Here is a 17,432-nt window from a genome sequence, read left to right as displayed (position 1 = left end):
GACGAGGTCAGCCGGTTCTATGGTTGGTCGGTGGTCGAGCTCGCGGGGGTCCGGGTGTTCACGTGGTCGATCGGCGCCGCCATGCGCGCGGTACGGGCCGCCGTGGTGCTCCCCGGGTTGTTCGCGCTGACCTTCGAGGGTCTCGGCAACGTGCAGATGGCCACGTTCGCGGCGTTCGGCGGGTTCGCGACGCTGGTGATGGCCTCGTTCGGGGGGCGGCGGCGCGACAGGGCCGTCGCGCACCTGGGCTTGGCGGTCGTCGGGAGCGTCCTGCTGACGATCGGCACGGCCGTGCACTCGGTGACCTGGCTGGCGGCGCTGGTGACCCTGCCCGTGGCGTTCGCGGTGCTGTTCGCCGGGGTGATCGCGCCCAACCTGGCCGCCGGAGCCACCGCCGCGCTGCTGGCCTACGTCCTGCCCGCCGCCTCGCCCGGCACCCTGGCGATGGTGCCGGACCGCCTCGCCGGCTGGTGGCTGGCCTCGGTGGTCGGCACGCTGGCGGTCCTGCTCATCTCACCGCGACCGCCGGCGGACGCGCTGCGGGACGCCGCGTCCGGGTGCGCCAGGGCGCTCGCCGACCTCCTCGGCGCCGGGTTGCGCGCCGAGGCCGGCCCGGACCGCCGGGAGGCGTCGGTCCGGGCGAAACACCGGCTGACCGACCAGTTCACCTCCACCCCTTATCGGCCGACCAGCCTCACCAACGCCGACCAGGCGCTCGCGGGCGTCGTCGGGATGCTCGAGTGGAGCACCGCCCTGCTGTGCGACAGCCTCAGCGAGTACGGCGACCTGCGCGACGTCCCGGAGGTCGAGCGCGACCTCTTCGCCGCGACGGGCGCCGTGCTGCGGGACGTGGCGGGACTGCTCGACGGCGCGGACACCGAACCCGACCTCGGCCGGCTGGACGAGGCGCTCGAAGCGAGCGTGACGGCGCTGCGGCACCTGAGCGTCGGCACCGGACACGCCTCCGCCGTCGACCTGTCGTTCCATGCCCGGACGCTCGGCATCGCCGTCCGCGCGGCGGCCGTCGACACGCTCGTCGCGGTGCGCCGGGCCGACCCGGAGACCGTCGCCGAATGGCAGGAACGCGTGTACGGCATCCCCGAACGCGCCGCGGGGGCCGAGCGGCGGCTCGGCGTGCTCGCCGCGGTGAGCGGCGTCGCCCTGCACCACGCCAGCCTGCGGTCGGTCTGGCTCCTCAACAGCGTCCGGGGCGCCGCCGGACTCGCCGCGGCGATCGCCGTCGCCGACGTCAGCGGTGTCCAGCACGGCTTCTGGGTCGTCCTCGGAACCCTGTCGGTCCTGCGCACCAGCGCCGCCTCGACCGGGGCCACCGTCTGGCGGGCCCTGCTGGGGACGGTGGCCGGGTTCGCCGTCGGCGCCGCCCTGATCACGGCGATCGGCACCGGTTCGGCCGCGCTGTGGGCGGCGTTGCCGATCGCCGTGCTCGTCGCCGGATACGCGCCGGGAACCGCCCCGTTCGCCGTGGGCCAGGCCGCCTTCACCGTCGTCGTGTCGGTCCTGTACAACCTGCTCGCCCCGGTCGGCTGGCAGGTCGGGGTGCTGCGCATCGAGGACGTGGCCATCGGGGGCGCGGTCAGCCTCGCCGTCGGGCTGGTCTTCTGGCCGCGCGGCGCCGGCCAGGTGGTCCGCACCGATCTCGCCGACGCGTTCCGGCAGAGCGCCGCCTACCTGAGGCAGGCGGTCGACTGGGCGCTCGGCATGAGGCCCCGCCCGCCCGAGGCCGCCCAGGCCGTCGCCGCGAAGATCCGGCTGGACGACGCGCTCCGGGGGTATCTCGCCGAGCAGGGCACCAAGCGGATGTCCCGCGAGGAGCTGTGGCGGCTCGTCGCGGGCACCACCCGGCTCCGTCTCACCGCCCGGTCGCTGAACGGGCTGCCGAGCCCGGACGCCGAACCCGATCCGGTCAGCCGCGCCCTCCGCGACCAGGCCGCACACCTGACGAGCTGGTACGACCGGCTCGCCGACGGCCTCACCGGCCGCGACCCGCGCCCGCCCGGGGAACTCGCCCCGCCGGAACTGACGGCCGTCGCCGCGACCGCGTCCGCCCCCGTCGTGGCCTGCACGCTCTGGGTGGAGCAGCACATCCAGCACATCAGGCCCCACCTGGAAGAACTCACCACGGCCGCGAACCACCTCGCCCAGCAGCGCACCCGGCCCTGGTGGCGGTAGCCGCTCGAAGCCCGCCGCACCGCCCGGCGGCGCGCTAGTGGCTGGTGAAGCCGCCGGTTCCGCCCACGCCGGTGCCGCCCGGCCAGTACGGGTCGGGACGCGGCGGCGCGGACCGCGGACCGCACGGCATCGGCCGCCCGCCGCGCTCGGCCGCGGCCCGGAGCTTCGTGCGCTCGTCGTCGTACGGACTGAGCCGCGCGACGCGCTCGCGGAGGTACCGCCCGTCGGGGTCGGCGGCGTCGTACCGCTCCCACTGGCCGGTCCGGTAGAGGAACAGCGCCAGGTCACGGGGATTGCCGGGCACGGGCACCAGGCCGGTCTCGGCGACCACCCGGACGGCGACGCCGACGCCGTCCACCGCCATCGCGCACAGCCGGTTGCCGGCGGCGCCGGGACCGATGGCGCGGAGGGCGGCGAGAGCGTGCTCGCGGGCGTCGTGAGGAATGGCGTCGTCGTGTGCGGTGGCCGGGTGCGGCTGTGCGTCCTGCTCCAGGATCCGGACGAGCCCCCCGAGGTTCGGGGCGGCCTCGTCCCGGACGAGGAAGTCCCGCAGGCGGCGTCCGTCCGGGTCGGCGGCCGCGAGCCGCTCCCACTGCCGGGTGAGCATCAGGAACAGCGGCACCAGATCCGGGTCGGCGGGAAGGTAGCCGGCGTCGGCCACGGCCGCGACGGCGTCGTCCTCGAAGTCCTCCATCGCGGCCTCGCAGAGGATCTCCCGCGCCGGGCCGTCGTCGAGGGCTCGCAGGGCCCGGCCGCAGGCCTCGTGGGCGGGTGTGCCCGGACGGTCCTCCATCACCGTCAGCAACTCGTGGACCAGCAGGCCCGGCGGGAAGCGGGCGAGCAGGTCGAAGCGGCCGCGCAGCGCGGCGAGAACCGCCGAGTAGGGCGTCGGGTCGTCCGCTTCGGCACCGGGTGGCCGGGGCACGTGCGGATTGCCGAGCAGCAAGGACAGCAGCGGCGTCGGGGCGCCGTCGGCGTCCCACAGTTCCGGCCGCTGCCCGAGGATCAGCTCGCCGCGGTCGGTCGCGTGGTTCACCCAGCGACCGAACGCCTGCGAGAAGACGTACTCCAGCGCGTCCAGCACGTGTGGTTCGTCGGTCTCGGCCACGACGGCGGCGCACCGGTCGCGAAGGGCGGGGTCGTCGGCGCGGAGGGCCAGGTCGAGCAGCAGGACGGCCTCCGACGCCGTGCCGAGGCCCAAGCCGGCGACCAGCCGGATCCGCGGGACGCGGGGGCAGTCCGGGTCGGGGCCGAAAAGGAAGCGCTCGGCCGTCTCCGGAAGGTGCATCCGGTCGCCGGCTCGGGAGCCGGACCGCCAGATGCCGGTCCACGAGACTCGCGGTGCGCCCGCGGAGCCGTCCGCCACCTTCGTCCATCCAGGGAGCCGGCGGTCGGGGCTGCTGGGACCGGACGGGGAGGTGAGCCGCTCCCGGAGCAGCCACCAGATGACCTTCCGGCGCTCGGGGCCGCCGTCCCAGAGCGCCTCGATCCGCGCGGCGGCCCTCCGCCTGGCGCCGGGATCGCGTGCCGACAGCGCCACGGCGAGCAGCGCGTCCGGGTCGGCCCCGGTGTCCCAAGGCGGTGGTGCGGCGGACATCGGGCGCAGGAATGGCAGCGCCAGCCGCCCCAGCGGCCGAAAGGCGCGAAGCGCCAGTCTGCGTGCCGATCCCATGCTTCAGATAATGCCCGGGGAAGCGACAGAAGACGAGAAAATAAATGCCCGCCGGCCGTACGGACTCTCCTGGTCGAACAGGTGAAAGCCCTGGTCGTCCTTGATGCGGCCGAGGCGCGCACTACGAACGGCCGGGTTCGTACCGAGCCGACCGGCGATATCGTGCTGAGGGAGGCGCTGATGAGCGACAGGTCGTCACGGCAGTTGGCCGGGGCAGTAGAGGAAGTTGCAGGGCCCCGCTCCGTTGACGGCGTCGATCGCCACGGGGCCGTCTTCCGTGAGCAGCACCAGGATGTTGTCGGCCAGCACGCTCGCGCGGCTCTCGGCGCGGTACTGCCACGCTTGGCCGCCGCCGGATGGGCGGTAGGCGTGCACGGCGTTCGAGGTGCCGAGCACGACGAGATCGGCGGAGGCCGCCAGGACATGCTGCGACTCTGAGGCGTAGGTGTCGTACTTCCGGACCTTGAGAGTCCGGACGGCCCGTCCCGTAGCCGGGTCCAGAACGGCCAACTGGTCGCCCTTCCACTGCCACAGACGGTGGTCGACGTAGTCCAGTGCCGCATATGTCCCGACCTCGTGCTGCCACAGCACTGCGCCGGAACGCAGGTCGAGCGAGGTCGCCAGATGGTTGTTGCCCAGGGAGTCGTCCGGCCCCAGGTAGAACAGTCGCGAGCCCGCTTGGAAAATGCGCGGCACTTCGAGATCTGAGACGGTCCGGTGCCAGCGCTCCCTGCCGTGCTGCGCGTCGAGGGCTCGCAGAGTGGTGACTCTGGCGGGCGACCGGCATACCGCGAGGAGCACCTCGGAGGTGGCGGCGAAGACCTCTTTCGTCGCCATTCCGCAGTGGTCCGGCCGCCACTGCCACCGCGTGGCTCCCGTAACCGCGTCAAGTCGCATCACGGTATCCGGCGTCTCGGCGAACACAGCGCCTTCCGCCGTGGTCACGCTCAGCCCTTCGGTGTTCACCGTGGGCAGGAGCCGGCGCTGCCATCGGACTCTGCCATTCGATGCGGACAGCGCGTACACCGTCGAATCGCTGGCGAGGTACACCACCGCGGAGTCGGCGGATACGGCCAGCTTGCCGGAGTCCGAAGTCATCATGGTCGGAGGATCGAATTTCCACGACCTGTGGCCCGTATTCCTGTCGATGGCCAGCAGGTTCGTGGAGGTGACCACGAAGAGCTTGGACGATCGGCCGCCGAGCGCAGGGAGCATGAAGCGGGCCCCGACGGTCTTCACGCGCCAAGGACGCCAGCCCGCCGGATGGGCTCGAGCGGCCACGGACCTGACCCCCAAGGGCCAGCCCTCCGCTGACACCACCAGGGCGGCGGCCACTACGGCGGCGGCCAGGACGGTGAGGCGGAATCGCCAACGGCGTGCCGATCCGGGCCACGCGAGCCGACGCCGGAGGCGTGTGCGTCCAAGGTCGGTCGACGGCTCCGGCTCCGGTTCCGGCTCCCGGAGATCAGAGGTCAGAACGACCGTGCCGCGCCGGTGCTCCTCGGCGAGTTCACGCAGCCGCGAAGCCATGACCTCCGCGCCGGCGGGCCTGTCCTGCGGACGCTTGCTGAGTGCCTGCCGGACCACCCGGGCGACGCCCAGGCCGGCCTCGGGGCGGAGCCTTTCCAGGTCGGGCGGCCGGTGTCCGACGATGGCGAAGAGAACCTCCGCGGGAGAGCGGCCGTGGAACGGCGTCTCGCCGGACAGAAGCTCGAACAGCATCGTGCCCACGGAGTAGAGGTCGGACGCCGGTTCGGCCTGGCGTCCCTCGATCTGTTCGGGAGCGATGTAGTGCGCGGTCCCGACCAGTTTTCCGCTCTCGGTCAGTTTGGTGGCATCCGGCATGGCGATCCGGGCGATGCCGAAGTCCATCACCTTGACCGACCCGGCGGAGGTGATCATCACGTTGCTCGGCTTGATGTCCCGATGGATCACGCCCCGCGCATGGGTGTACGCCAAGGCGTCGAGCACCTGGGCGGTCAGCTCGAGCGCATCGGGCACCGGCAGCCGCTCGCCGCCGGCGCGCAGCCGCTCCACCCGCTGCGCCACGGTCTCGCCCTCGACGTACTCCATGACCAGGTAGGGCAGGTCCTCGCCGTCCAGTGACGCATGCCCGCCGTCGTGGACGGTGACGATTCCCGGGTGCTCGAGGCTCGCGACCACCGTCGCCTCGCGCTCGAAACGGCGGCGGGAATCGCCCCTCTGCGCCAGCCCGGGAAGCATGAGCTTGACCGCCACCTGCCTGCGCAATGTGCGGTCGTACGCAAGGTGCACGGAGGCCATTCCGCCGGCGCCGAGCTTCCCTAATATCTCGTAGCGGCCCAGCAGTACGCGGCACTTCGCGTGGGGATCGAACGCCGAGCCCGCTTCGCCGCTGCTCACGGTCGGACTGTGCCCCGGCTCCCTGTCAACGGAATCCATGCCGACCTTGGCCCTGAGGCGGGGCGATCGGGCCGGTGATCACCTGCACATTCCTCCCGCGCCCCCGGTTCCAGCCCAAGAAGCACGGCCGGTGCGCCTGCACCCGAACCGTGCGGGACAAGCATTCCGTCCGGCACCGGGTGGGTCAAGCCGTTGTCCCGGTAGGCCGCTGTTCGGGCGGCCCACCGGGACGGCGGCTCAGGCCGGGTGGGCGACCGCCTCGCCGCCGCGCGCGGGTGCGCGTCCGGCGCGCATCGGGAAGGCGATGAAGAAGGCCACGACGCAGGGGACCACGCCGAGCAGCAGGTACGCCAGGCTGAAGCCGGAATCGGTGAAGACCTGCGGGACGTCGGAGACGACCGTGCCGCGCCCGGGCACCGTGGTGACCGTCTGGAAGGGGTGGGCGGCCAGGATGGAGGACAGCACGGCGCTGGAGACGGCGATGCCGACCGAGCCGAAGACCGAGGACATCGCCGTGACGATGCCCGTCTGCCGGGCGGGGACGGCGTCGATGAGGATGTTCGGGAAGGAGGCCAGGTGGAGTCCGCTTCCCAGGCCGAACACGAGGCCGATGGCGACCTGCAGCTGCCAGGTCGAGTGCCAGTCGATCCACAGCGCGCAGGCCACTCCGGTCGCGGCGACGCCGGTGATCAGCGGGATCCGGGCGCCGATCCGCCGGACGATCCAGCCGCACGCGAAGCCGAACACCATCGTGAACACCGCGGTCCAGATCGTGATGTGGACGGCCATGTCGAGGACCGAGAAGCCGGCCCCGTAACTGATGTCGCCCCGGAAATGCAGCACCTGGGAGATGACGGACACCGGGGTATGGCTCTTGGCGGCGGCTCCCTCCACTATCTGCTGTTTGAGCACGCCTTCCTTCGGCGTCTGGAACATGTACGAGACCAGGACAGAGATCTCCGCCTGCACCGAGGAGAGGAGGAAGGCCACGGCGTAGATGACCGCGACGGCCGGAATGCGGAGGAGGCTCAGGTCCAGCATCGGCGCGGCGGCCCTGCGCTCCCAGGCGAAGAACGCGGCGAGGATCACCAGGCCGGCGGCGAGGTAGGCCAGCGAGCTCGCGTCGCTCCAGCCCCAGCTGCTCCCCTCGCTCAGGTAGATGAGCGTCACGCCGATGCCGACCCCGAACAGCACCGCCCCCACGACGTCGAAACGCTGCCGTGCGCGCAGCGGTGACTCGGGGACGAGGACGGCGACGAGCACGGCCAGCACGACGGTGTAGATGGTGAGGAACCAGAAGACCGACCGCCAGCTGTAGTGGTCGGTCATCGCGCCGACCACGGGCGGACCGAAGATCGCGGCCCCGCCGATCCCGCCGCCGATGACGGCCACGGCGATGGGGACCCACTTGCGGGGCATGATGTCGCGCAGGAGGCCGTAGTTCACCGCGACCATCCCCCACGACACCGCCTGGATGCCGCGCCCGACCAGGAAGAGGGACCAGCTGGACGTCAGCGCGCACAGCAGCGAACCCGCGATGAACAGCACGGAGCACGCCATCAGCAGGATCTTCTTGCCGTACATGTCGGCGGTCTTGCCGATGATGGCGATGGTGGCGCCGCTGACGACGCCCTGGATGGTGAGGATCCAGGCGATGTTGTGACCGGAGTTCGGGAACGACTGGCCGATCTTCGGCATGACCGCGGCGACCATGCTCGACTGGAGCGGCACGATCTCGGTCAGCAGGACGAGCAGGACGAGGACGGCGACCAGGCGCAGCGGCGAGGCGTCGTTGAGCCGGCCGGCGTCCTCCTCGGCCGCCGAGGGCGGGCCGGGCTCGCGGCCCGTTTCCGAGGCTATTTCTTCTGTCATGAACTTCCTCCGCTCCTGCGGGAGATGACCGCCGAGGGGGTGCGGCGGCCTTCCGGGGGTGGGCAGCGGCGGGTCCGGCCCGCACCGGTCATCGGTGCGGCCCATCGCCCGGGCGCTCGGGAGCAGTCACGTTGGAGGACGCCGCGACGACGGTCGCGTCGCGGCCGGGAAACGCGGCGGTGCCCGCCGCGGTCGCGGGAAACCTCTGGTCCCTGGTCGTCATGCGCGGTCCGGATGCCGGGACGCCTGGTCCCCGTCTCCGGTTCCGCGCGGCCGTATGATAACTTCGATATCGACTTCGATATTGCTGGGCCGATGTTCCCACGTCAAGACCCAGCAGGCCACCACTTGAGCTTCGATCACCGGCGGCTGAGCACGCGTTCGCCTGCCAGGGGCCGCCCCCGTCCGAGACGAACCACCGACCGGGCGCGAGCCCGCGACCGCCCTGGAGGCCTCAATGGACATCGGTCTGCATCTCGGCTCCGTCAACCCGCGCTGGTGGGCGGAGGTCGCCGCGGAGGCCGACCGGCTGGGCTTCGAGTCCCTGTGGCTCCCCGAGCACCTCGTCGTCCCGCTCGGCGCCGCGGGCAGCCCCCACCGCGGTGCCGGCCATCCGCCCATCCCGCCGGACGTCCCGGCGTTCGACGTCTTCGGGGTGCTCGGCCATCTCGCCGCCCGGACGAGCCGGATCCGCCTCGGCACCTGCGTGTACAACATCGGGCTGCGGCATCCGTTCGTGACGGCGCGCGGAGCGACGACCGTGGACGTGCTGTCGGGCGGACGGCTGGCGCTCGGCATCGGCGCCAGCTGGCTGCGCGCGGAATGGGAGGCCGTGGGGCTGGACTTCGACCGGCGCGGCCCGCGGGTCGACGAGGCGATCACCGTGTGCCGGCGCCTGTGGAGCGAGAAGGTCGTGGAGCACCACGGTGAGTTCTTCGACTTCGAGCCGGTCGCGTTCGAGCCCAAGCCGGTCCAGGAGGGCGGCCCCGCCCTGCACATCGGCGGCGACGGGGCCGCGGCGCTGCGCCGCGCGGCCACCGTCGGCGCGGGATGGATGCCGATGAACCACGCCCTGGAGGACCTTCCCCGCTCCCTGGCCCGCCTGCGGGAACTGGCCGACCGGGCCGGAAGGCGCAGCCCGATCGAGGTCACCCTCGCCGCCGGCCGAGACGTCTCGCGCCTGGAGGACGTCGAGCGCCACCTCGAGGCCGGGGTCACCCGCCTGATCGTGACGCCCTGGGCCGCTTCGCGGGAGGCGTTCGACGGGATGCGGCGCTTCGCCGACGAGGTGCTCACCCCCTTGCAGACCCTGTCCTAGCCGCGGGACGGGGCGGGTTCACCGCGTGCCCCGCTTGATCTGGTTGAACGGGATCCCGCGGTCGGCGGCCTGCTCCCGCGGCATCCCGAGCAGCCGCTCGCTGATGAGGTTCCGCGCCATCTCCGAGCTGCCGCCGCCGAGGCTCCCGGCCTGGCGGCAGAGGTAGTGCAGCCCGACGTCCTCGAAGGCGTTCCCGGCGGAGGCCACGGCCGCCGACGCGCCGGCGGCCCGCACCAGGGCGTCGGCGTGCGCCTCGGTCTCCTCCGCGTGGAACAGCCGCGGAACCGACGCCGCCGCCGGGGGAAGGTGGCCGCCCTCGATCCCCGCGGAGACCCGCTCGACCAGCTGCTCGTGGACGGTCGACATCACGATCGCCTCGCCGACCGTGCGCCGCACATCGGGATCGGCGGCGCGTCCGGCGCGCCGGACGAGGTCGACGATGTCGGGGCGCGACCTGGTCGGCGGCTGGCCGTACCCGCTGGTATAGATCGAGCCGCCCCCGACGGCGGTGCGCTCGTGGTAGAGCTGCCGTGACGCCACCGTCCAGCCGTCGTTGACGCGGCCGACGACGTGCTCGGGTCCGAGGACGACGTTGTCGAAGAACTCCTCGCAGAACTCGTCCGTGCCGTCCGACATCCGGATGCGGTTCATCGTCAGGCCCGGCGCCCGCGTCGGCATGAGGAACATCGTCAGCCCGTCGTGCTTCGGCTTCTCGGGGTCGGTGCGCGCGAGGCAGAGGCCGTAGTCGGCGCCGTAGGCGAAGGTGCTCCAGATCTTGGCGCCGTTGATCACCCAGTTCTCCCCGTCCCGCTCGGCCCGGGTGATCAGTCCGGCGAGGTCCGAGCCGCCGCTCGGCTCGGACAGGAACTGGCACAGCACCTCCTCGCCCCGGATCGCCGCCCCGATGTGCTCGCGCTTCTGCTCCTCGCTGCCGACGTCCAGCAGCGTCGCGCAGCAGATGCTGAACGACGGGATGTTCAGCACGATCGGCATCTCGTAGCCCTCGGCCTCCTCGCTGAAGGCCTGCTGGTAGGCGTACGGAAGGCCGAGCCCGCCGTACTCCTCGGGGAAGCAGATCCCCGCGAAGCCGCCGGCGTGGAGTTTGCGCTGCAGCTCCCGCGCGCGCTCCCAGTGGGCGGGGTCGTCCCCGCTCAGCCGCGCCGCGTCCGCCAGACGCGGCATGTTGTCCGCGAGCCAGGCCCGCGCGCGGGCGCGGAACGACTCGATGCTCTCGGTGGTGTCGGTCATGTCTCCGCCTTTCCGGCGTCAGAGCCCGGCGAGGCCGGCGACGCGCCGTCGGTGCTCGTCGGGGGTGCCGTACAGCGAGTGGTCCGCCGTCGCGCGGCGCAGGAACAGGTGCAGGTCGTGCTCCCAGGTGACCCCGATCCCGCCGTGGATCTGGACGCAGTCCTGCAGGACGGCCAGCGACCGGTCCCCCACAAAGGCCTTGGCGACGCTGACCAGCCTCGCCGCATCGGCGCTCTCCTCCTGCACCGCCGCGGCGGCCGCGGACGTGGTGGCCTGGCATGCCTCGATCCACGTCCGCTTGTCCGCGAAGCGGTGCTTCAGCGCCTGGTAGGAGGCGATCGGGCGGCCGAAGGCGTAGCGGTCGAAGGCCCACCGCAGCGTCGCGTCGAACATGCGGACCAGTCCCCCGCAGACCTCCGCGCACTGGACGACCAGCGCCACCTGGAGCTGCCGCTCCACCGCCCGGTCGTCTCCGGGCCGCCCGACGAGCGCGGATTCCGCGACCCGCACCCCGTCGAACCGCACCGCGCCGAACGCGCGGGCCAGGTCCAGGCTCCGCTGCGGTTCGACCGTCACCCCGTCCGCCCCCGCGGGGACGAGGAACTGCGCGGTGCCGTCGGGCGTGGCGGCGGTCACCAGCAGCAGGTCCGCCTGCCCGGCCGCCTCGACGCGGTCCTTGGCACCCTCCAGCCGGAACCCGCCGCCGTCGAGCGGCGACGCGGTCAGCGCTGGAGCGAGCGGATCCCACTGCCCTTCAGGCTCGTACACCGCCCACGAGGCGATGCTCTCCCCCGCCACGAGGGCCTCGATCTCCGCGGTGTGGTCGGGCCCGGTGCCGTGCGCCGCCACCAGGCCGGCCAGCACCGCGTTCGTCGCGAGGAGGGCTCCCGGAGCGAGCCCCGTGCCCAGTTCCTCGGCGAGCAGCGCCAGGTCGCGCACTCCGTTGCCGGAGATGCTGCCGCCGCCCAGCTCCTCCGGGACGAGCAGCGCCGTCCAGCCCAGCTCCGCGGCCCGCGCCCACCAGTCCCGATCGAACCCGGTCGTCTCCTCACCGGTGCGGCGGATGCGGTCGAGCGGATAGTCCTTTTCCAGGAAATCCCTGGCCGTCGCCAGGAACAGCTTCTGGTCCGAGGAGAGCTCGAACTCCATGACACGATCCTTTCCGAAAGACTGCCCGCCCGGGGAGGGAGAAGCGCCGGCCATCGATCATCGGTTTCACCGGCCCGGCCCTTCTCGCGGTCAGGGGACCGCGAACGGCGCGGTCGCCGCCGACCGCGCCGCCGCGTCAGATGCCGGAAGGCATACGGCCTTTCACCCTCACACCGGAGTGAGCACCACCAGGGGGATCTGGCGGTCGGTGCGCGTCTGGTAGACGTCGTAATTGGGCCATTGAGCGGCCATGATCCCCCACAGCCGCGGCCGCTCGTCCGCCGTGGCCGTACGGGCCGTCACCTGGATGCGCTCCGCCTTCACCTGGATCTCGGCCTTCGGGTCGGCCTCCAGATTCCGGTACCACAGGGGGTGCTCCGGAGCGCCGCCCTGGGAGGCGATGACGAGGTAGTCCTCGACGTCTCGCCCGAAGATGAGCGCGGACGTCCGGGGCTGACCGCTCTTGCGGCCCGTCGTGGTCAGCAGAAGGGTCGGCACGCCATTCCAGATATAGCCGACCTCGCCATTGGTCTCCCGATACCGGCGGATGTGCTCGGCCCCGATGAGTCCGATGTCGGGTGCCTTGTAGCCGGGCTCTTTGTCGCTCATAAGCGCCTCTCTATCCGAACACCACGGGGATTTCGGTGACGCCGCGTTCGTACATGCCGATGTAGCGGGGCGGCTCGGCGTCCGGATCCAGGCGGAGGTTCGGGAGCCGGTCGAGCAGGGCCCCGATCCCGGTGCTGATCTCGGCTCTGGCCACATGCATGCCGAGGCAGATGTGCGGCCCGCCGCCGAACGCGAAGGACGCCCTCATCGGCCGGGTGATGTCGTACTCGTCCGGCCGGTCCCACCGGGCCGGGTCCCGGTTCGCCGCGCCCAGGCACAGGTGCAGGACCGAGCCCTCGGGGAGGCGCGTGCCCTCCAGTTCGACGTCGCGGGTCACGAACCGCGAGAACATCGGGTCGGTCGGCATCCAGCGCAGCGCCTCCTCGATCGCCGGGCGCAGCTTCGAGCGGTCGTCCTTGATCTGCGCCAGCAGCTCCGGGCGCTGGAGCAGGGCGGTGAGCGTGATGCCCATCTGCTTCCACGTCGTGCCCGACCCCGCGAACAGCAGGAGCAGCGCGAAGGAGTAGATCTCCGCGTCGCTGAGCCGGTGCGTGGTGCCGTCCTCGTCCTTGAGCTCGGCCTCGACCAGCACGCTGATCAGGTCGTCCTGGGGCGCCTCGCGGCGTGCGGCGACGACCGGCCGCAGCATCTCCACGATCTCCATCGGACGGTTCAGCGCCTCGCGCATGTCGAGCGCCTGCCCGACCGGGATGCCGAAGCCGCCGGTGATCGTCAGCACCGGGATGGCCGCGCAGAAGTCGACGTTCAGCTCGGCGCGGCCTTCGCCGGCGAACCCGTCGATCAGCGAGTGGACCGTCTCCTCGATCCAGTTGGTGATCCACCAGCGGGCCTTGGCGGGCACGAAGGACGGCTGCACCAGCGCGCGGTAGCGCCGGTGCTGGTCGCCGCCCATCGACAGCATGCTGTTGGTCACGCCGCTGACGGTGGTGGTGTCCACGGCCTCCGGCGAGGAGGCGAACACCTCCGGGTTGCGGTAGGCCTGGTCCAGGGCCGCGTGGCTGAAGGCCGAGTAGTGCGGCCGGTCGGGTTCCGGCAGCCCCTGGAAGAGGGCCGTTCCCGGGTAGCCCGTCAGCTCGTGGACGGTGCCCTCGTGCACCGGACCGCTCTCGCGCAGCCTGCGCCACGCCGGGTACGGGTCGGCGGTGAAGTCGCCGCCCGCGCGGGCGTTGTAGCTGCTGCGCAGGTCGAACAGCGTCCGGATCCGCTCGCGGTCCAGGACCTGGGTCTCGGTCATCGCGTCACCTCGCCACGTATCCGCCGTCGACCGGCAGCAGGACGCCCGTGACGTTGGCCGCCCGGTCCGAGACCAGGTAGACGGCGGCCTCGGCGCAGTCCTCGGCGGTGATCGGGCGGCCCAGCGGATGCAGGGCACCGGTGTGCTTGGCCGCCTCCTCCTGCGCGGCGGCGTCGCCCGTGCTCATGCCTCCCGCCGCCATGAAGTTGGTGTACGGCATCCCGGCCGGGCAGATCGCGTTCACCCGGATGCCGAACGGCGCGCCCTCGATCGCGACCGCGCGGGTCAGCTGGTGCACACCGCCCTTGGTGGCGCCGTACACCGTGCCGCCCCAGCCGACGAGGCCGGCCACGGAGCCGGTGTTGAGGATGACGCCGCCGCCCCCCTGCTCCTTGAACCGCAGGACGGCGTGCTTGCATCCGAGGAAGACCCCGCGCAGGTTGACCGAGGTCAACCGGTCGAAGTCCGCCACCGTGTGGTCCTCCAGCCGGGCGCCGAGCCGGGGCGTGGGGATGCCGACGTTGTTGAACAGGACGTCCAGCCGGCCGAAGCTCTCCACCGCGGCGCCGAGCATCGCCACGACGTCGTCCTCCGCGGAGACGTCGGCCTTGACCGCCACGGCCGTCCCGCCCGCCTCCGCGATCAGCTTCGCGGTCTCCTCCACGCGTTCGAGGCTGATGTCCGCGCAGACCACGCGGGCGCCCTCCTCGGCGAAGCGCAGGGCCGAGGCGCGGCCGACGCCCGATCCCGCACCGGTGACCACCGCGCTCTTTCCGTCAAGCAACATCCGCTTCACGCTCCGTCCTGTTCGGGTAGCAAGCTCAGGGCGCCCGTCGGGCACGCCTCGACGGCGGTCTCGACCACGTCGGCCGGGTCGCCCGCCGGTTCGCGGACGACCGCCTTGGCCTGGTCGTCGTGTTCGAAGGTGCCGGGCGCGTAGACCAGGCACATCCCGCTGCCGAGGCACAGCGCCCGGTCCACGGCGACGCGGGCCGCCATCCTCAGGCCCCCGCCTTGACGGGGGGCTCGGCGGGGGTGAACCGGTAGAGCCGCTCGGCGTTGCCGCGCAGGATCTTGTACTGCGTCTCCTCCGGCAGCTGGGCCATGGTCTTGCGCGCGACCTCGATGCTGTGGGGGAAGGTGGTGTCGGAGTGGGGGTAGTCGGTCTCGCACATGATGTTGTCCTCGGGGATGTCGCCGAGGGCGATGCTGGCGATCGCGTGGGAGTCCTCGATGATGCAGCCGAAGACGTGGTCGCGGAAGTCGGCCCGCAGGTCGAGCTTGTCGAGGTCGATGACCTCGCCGCTGCCGGCGTGGTCCATGAAGGTCGTGCCGCGCTTGACCCAGGCGCGCTGCTTGTCCAGCACCTGCTCGGCCCGCTCCAGGAAGTAGGGCATCCAGCCCGCCTCCCCCTCCGAGAGCGCGATCTTCAGCTTCGGGTACCGCTGGAACAGCCCGCTGAACAGGAACGACAGCATCGTCCCGGAGGTGCGGGTGGCGCCCCAGGTGAGGTTGGCCATGAACGGCGCGTTCGAGCAGATCTGCGGCAGCGTCGAGGACGACCCGACGTGCATCGACACGACCATCTCCAGGTCGTTGGCCGCGGCCATGACCGGCTCCCAGTAGCCGTCCTTGTCGTGGATGGTCGGCAGCCCGAGCGGCTCGGGGTTCTCGGAGAACGCGAACGTCGTGGCGCCCTTGGCGGCGCAGCGCTCCATCTCCTTGGCGGCCAGCTTCGGGTCCCACAGCGGGATGAGGATCAGCGGGATGTAGCGGCCGGGCACCGCGGCGCACCACTCCTCGATCATCCAGTCGTTGTAGGCCTGGAGGCAGGTGAAGCCGAACTCGCGGTCGCTCGCCTCGTAGAACAGCTGCCCGCAGAACCGGGTCACCGAGGGGAAGCAGAGCGAGGCCAGGATGCCGGCCCGGTCCATGTCCTTCGCCCGGGCCACGGGGTCGTAGCACCCCGGCGCCATCTCGCTGTAGGGGATCGGCTCGGGGCTGAACTCCTCCTTGGACTTGCCCACCACGGCGCTCAGGCCGGAGCTGGGCATCCGCTTGCCGTCGTAGACCCAGTAGTCCATGCCGTTGTCGTCGATCTCCATGTGCGGCGCGCGGTCGCGGTCCTTGCTCGCTACGCGGTCGGTCCACACGTTCGGCGGTTCGAGGATGTGGTCGTCGACGGAGATGAGCCAGTCGAGGTTGATCTCAGCGGTCATGGTCTTTCCTTCCTTCGTGCTGGTCAGTGCAGGTTGCCGATGGCCAGGTGCTTCACTTCCTGGAAGGCGCGGATGCCGTCGGGCCCGCGCTCGCGGCCGAGGCCGCTCTGCTTGTAGCCGCCGCTCGGCGCGTAGGCGCTGAAGACCGCCGCGTTGACGTTGACGGCGCCGGTCCGCAGGCGGCGCGCCACGGCCGTCGCCGCGGCGACGTCGCCGCCGTAGACCTGGCCGGACAGGCCGTAGTCGCTGTCGTTGGCCATGCGCACCGCGTCGTCGACGTCGCGGTAGCCGATGACGCCGATGACCGGTCCGAAGATCTCCTCCTGCGCGGCCGGGTTGGCGTTGTCGGGCAGGTCGAGGACCGTCGGCTCGAAGAAGTAGCCGCGGTCGAGGCCCGCGGGGCGCTTGCCGCCGAAGGCGACCCGGCCGCCGTTCTCCTCGGCGAGGGCGACGTACCGCTCGCAGCGTTCGCGCTGCCCGGCGCTGATGACCGGCCCCATGAGAGCCGAGCGGTCGGTGGGGGGACCCACCTTGATCTCCGCGTAGGCCCGCGAGACCGCCTCGACGACCTCGTCCTTGCGGTCCTGCGGCACGAGCATGCGCGTCGCGGCGACGCACGCCTGGCCCGCCGTGGCGGCCACGACCGCCATGGCGCCCGCGGCGGCCCTGTCGACGGCGTCGGGAAGGTAGATCTGCGCCGACTTGCCGCCGAGTTCCAGGGCCACCCGCTTCACCGTCGGCGCGGCCTGGGCGAGGATGCTCCGCCCGACCGCGGTCGAGCCGGTGAAGGACACCATGTCGACGGCGGGATGGGTGGTGAGCAGCTCCGCACCGGCGGCGCCCGGCTCCACCACCACGCTGAGGACGCCCTGCGGCAGCCCGGCCACCTCGGCCGCGGCGCCGAACATCAGCGAGGAGATCGGCGTCAGCGGGCTGGGCCGCAGGACCACGGAGTTGCCCGCCATCAGCGCCGGGATGATCTTCTGGACGCCCATGATGATGGCCGCGTTGTACGGCGTGATCGCCGACACCACGCCGACCGGCTCATGGCGGCGGATGCTCAGCGTCGCCCCGCCGCGGACGAGCTCGTCGACGGGGACGGGGTTGGACTCCTCATGCCGCATCGACAGGTACAGGTCGATCGTGTTCCGCGCGAGCATCATGGAGGCGCCGAACTGCGTCGACTCGGCGAAGAAGACCGGCTGCCCGGCCTCGGCGACGATCGTGGAGACGAGCGCCTCCCGGGTGTCCTCGATGTGGTCGAGGAAGGTGTGCAGCATGTCGGCCCGCTCCCAGGCCGGCATGTCCGCCCAGACGCCGCTGTCGAAGCTGCGGCGCGCCTCGGTGATCGCCCGCTCGACCTCGGCGGCGGGCAGCGCGGACACGTCCCCGACGGGCGACTCGTCCGCTGGGTTCTCCACGGTGAAGGTGTCGTCGCCGTCGACCCATTTGCCGGCCACGTACGAGCACCAATGAGGTATGGCTGCCACGGACTGGTCCTCTCTCTCCCACGGACGA

13 protein-coding genes are annotated in these 17,432 nt (G+C 71.9%); 2 read left to right on the top strand and 11 right to left on the bottom strand.

Annotated features, from left to right (window positions below):
- Positions 1-30: 30 nt before the first annotated feature.
- Positions 31-2,190, top strand: coding sequence for an FUSC family protein (locus F8568_RS05455; protein WP_202124518.1), 2,160 nt, complete (start codon positions 31-33; stop codon positions 2,188-2,190).
- 34 nt (positions 2,191-2,224) lie between these two features.
- On the opposite strand, the gene F8568_RS05450 is transcribed toward F8568_RS05455, so the two are convergent.
- The 3 genes from F8568_RS05450 to F8568_RS05440 form a co-directional block, all read right to left on the bottom strand.
- Positions 2,225-3,787, bottom strand: coding sequence for a hypothetical protein (locus F8568_RS05450; RefSeq protein WP_151592000.1), 1,563 nt, complete (start codon positions 3,785-3,787; stop codon positions 2,225-2,227).
- Between the two features lie 270 nt (positions 3,788-4,057).
- Positions 4,058-6,244 carry a protein kinase domain-containing protein gene (locus F8568_RS05445; protein ID WP_160573510.1) on the bottom strand — a complete coding sequence of 729 codons (2,187 nt, stop codon included), beginning with the start codon at positions 6,242-6,244 and terminating at the stop codon, positions 4,058-4,060.
- Positions 6,245-6,481: 237 nt separating this feature from the next.
- Positions 6,482-8,116 (bottom strand): MFS transporter, encoded by a 1,635-nt coding sequence (locus tag F8568_RS05440; protein ID WP_160573509.1) that lies wholly within the window; start codon positions 8,114-8,116, stop codon positions 6,482-6,484.
- A gap of 457 nt (positions 8,117-8,573) precedes the next feature.
- On the opposite strand from F8568_RS05440, the gene F8568_RS05435 reads away from it, so the two are divergent.
- Positions 8,574-9,434, top strand: a complete 861-nt coding sequence (locus tag F8568_RS05435) for an LLM class F420-dependent oxidoreductase (protein ID WP_151591994.1) — start codon at positions 8,574-8,576, stop codon at positions 9,432-9,434.
- Positions 9,435-9,452: 18 nt separating this feature from the next.
- Here the strand turns inward: F8568_RS05435 and F8568_RS05430 are convergent, their stop codons facing one another.
- From F8568_RS05430 to F8568_RS05395, 8 genes are all read right to left on the bottom strand, one after another.
- Entirely contained in the window at positions 9,453-10,682 is a 1,230-nt protein-coding gene (locus F8568_RS05430) for an acyl-CoA dehydrogenase family protein (RefSeq protein ID WP_151591992.1), read from the bottom strand.
- Positions 10,683-10,700: 18 nt separating this feature from the next.
- Positions 10,701-11,831 (bottom strand): acyl-CoA dehydrogenase family protein, encoded by a 1,131-nt coding sequence (locus F8568_RS05425; protein ID WP_151591991.1) that lies wholly within the window; start codon positions 11,829-11,831, stop codon positions 10,701-10,703.
- Positions 11,832-11,999: 168 nt separating this feature from the next.
- Complete coding sequence (locus F8568_RS05420) at positions 12,000-12,440, bottom strand: nitroreductase family deazaflavin-dependent oxidoreductase (RefSeq protein WP_151591989.1); 441 nt, start codon at positions 12,438-12,440, stop codon at positions 12,000-12,002.
- 10 nt (positions 12,441-12,450) lie between these two features.
- The gene (locus tag F8568_RS05415) at positions 12,451-13,695 is read right to left on the bottom strand and encodes a cytochrome P450 (protein ID WP_151591987.1); all 1,245 of its coding nucleotides are present in this window, start codon (positions 13,693-13,695) and stop codon (positions 12,451-12,453) included.
- A gap of 4 nt (positions 13,696-13,699) precedes the next feature.
- Positions 13,700-14,482 (bottom strand): SDR family NAD(P)-dependent oxidoreductase, encoded by a 783-nt coding sequence (locus F8568_RS05410; RefSeq protein WP_151591985.1) that lies wholly within the window; start codon positions 14,480-14,482, stop codon positions 13,700-13,702.
- Positions 14,483-14,487: 5 nt separating this feature from the next.
- A complete protein-coding gene (locus tag F8568_RS05405) occupies positions 14,488-14,694 on the bottom strand; it encodes a ferredoxin (RefSeq protein WP_151591982.1) in 207 nt (68 codons plus the stop codon).
- Positions 14,695-14,696: 2 nt separating this feature from the next.
- Positions 14,697-15,914 carry an amidohydrolase family protein gene (locus tag F8568_RS05400; RefSeq protein WP_151591980.1) on the bottom strand — a complete coding sequence of 406 codons (1,218 nt, stop codon included), beginning with the start codon at positions 15,912-15,914 and terminating at the stop codon, positions 14,697-14,699.
- A gap of 23 nt (positions 15,915-15,937) precedes the next feature.
- Positions 15,938-17,404 carry an aldehyde dehydrogenase family protein gene (locus tag F8568_RS05395; RefSeq protein WP_202124517.1) on the bottom strand — a complete coding sequence of 489 codons (1,467 nt, stop codon included), beginning with the start codon at positions 17,402-17,404 and terminating at the stop codon, positions 15,938-15,940.
- Positions 17,405-17,432 lie beyond the last annotated feature (28 nt).

The organism is Actinomadura physcomitrii (assembly GCF_008923205.2).
Taxonomy (GTDB): domain Bacteria; phylum Actinomycetota; class Actinomycetes; order Streptosporangiales; family Streptosporangiaceae; genus Spirillospora; species Spirillospora physcomitrii.
This window is presented reverse-complemented; position numbering and strand designations above follow the sequence as displayed.

Coding starts and splice junctions, on each gene's coding strand:
- F8568_RS05450 (WP_151592000.1), bottom strand. CDS start 3,787: ATGTCCGCCGCACCACCGCCTTGGGACACCGGGGCCGACCCGGACGCG.
- F8568_RS05440 (WP_160573509.1), bottom strand. CDS start 8,116: ATGACAGAAGAAATAGCCTCGGAAACGGGCCGCGAGCCCGGCCCGCCC.
- F8568_RS05435 (WP_151591994.1), top strand. CDS start 8,574: ATGGACATCGGTCTGCATCTCGGCTCCGTCAACCCGCGCTGGTGGGCG.
- F8568_RS05430 (WP_151591992.1), bottom strand. CDS start 10,682: ATGACCGACACCACCGAGAGCATCGAGTCGTTCCGCGCCCGCGCGCGG.
- F8568_RS05425 (WP_151591991.1), bottom strand. CDS start 11,831: ATGGAGTTCGAGCTCTCCTCGGACCAGAAGCTGTTCCTGGCGACGGCC.
- F8568_RS05420 (WP_151591989.1), bottom strand. CDS start 12,440: ATGAGCGACAAAGAGCCCGGCTACAAGGCACCCGACATCGGACTCATC.
- F8568_RS05415 (WP_151591987.1), bottom strand. CDS start 13,695: ATGACCGAGACCCAGGTCCTGGACCGCGAGCGGATCCGGACGCTGTTC.
- F8568_RS05410 (WP_151591985.1), bottom strand. CDS start 14,482: ATGTTGCTTGACGGAAAGAGCGCGGTGGTCACCGGTGCGGGATCGGGC.
- F8568_RS05405 (WP_151591982.1), bottom strand. CDS start 14,694: ATGGCGGCCCGCGTCGCCGTGGACCGGGCGCTGTGCCTCGGCAGCGGG.
- F8568_RS05400 (WP_151591980.1), bottom strand. CDS start 15,914: ATGACCGCTGAGATCAACCTCGACTGGCTCATCTCCGTCGACGACCAC.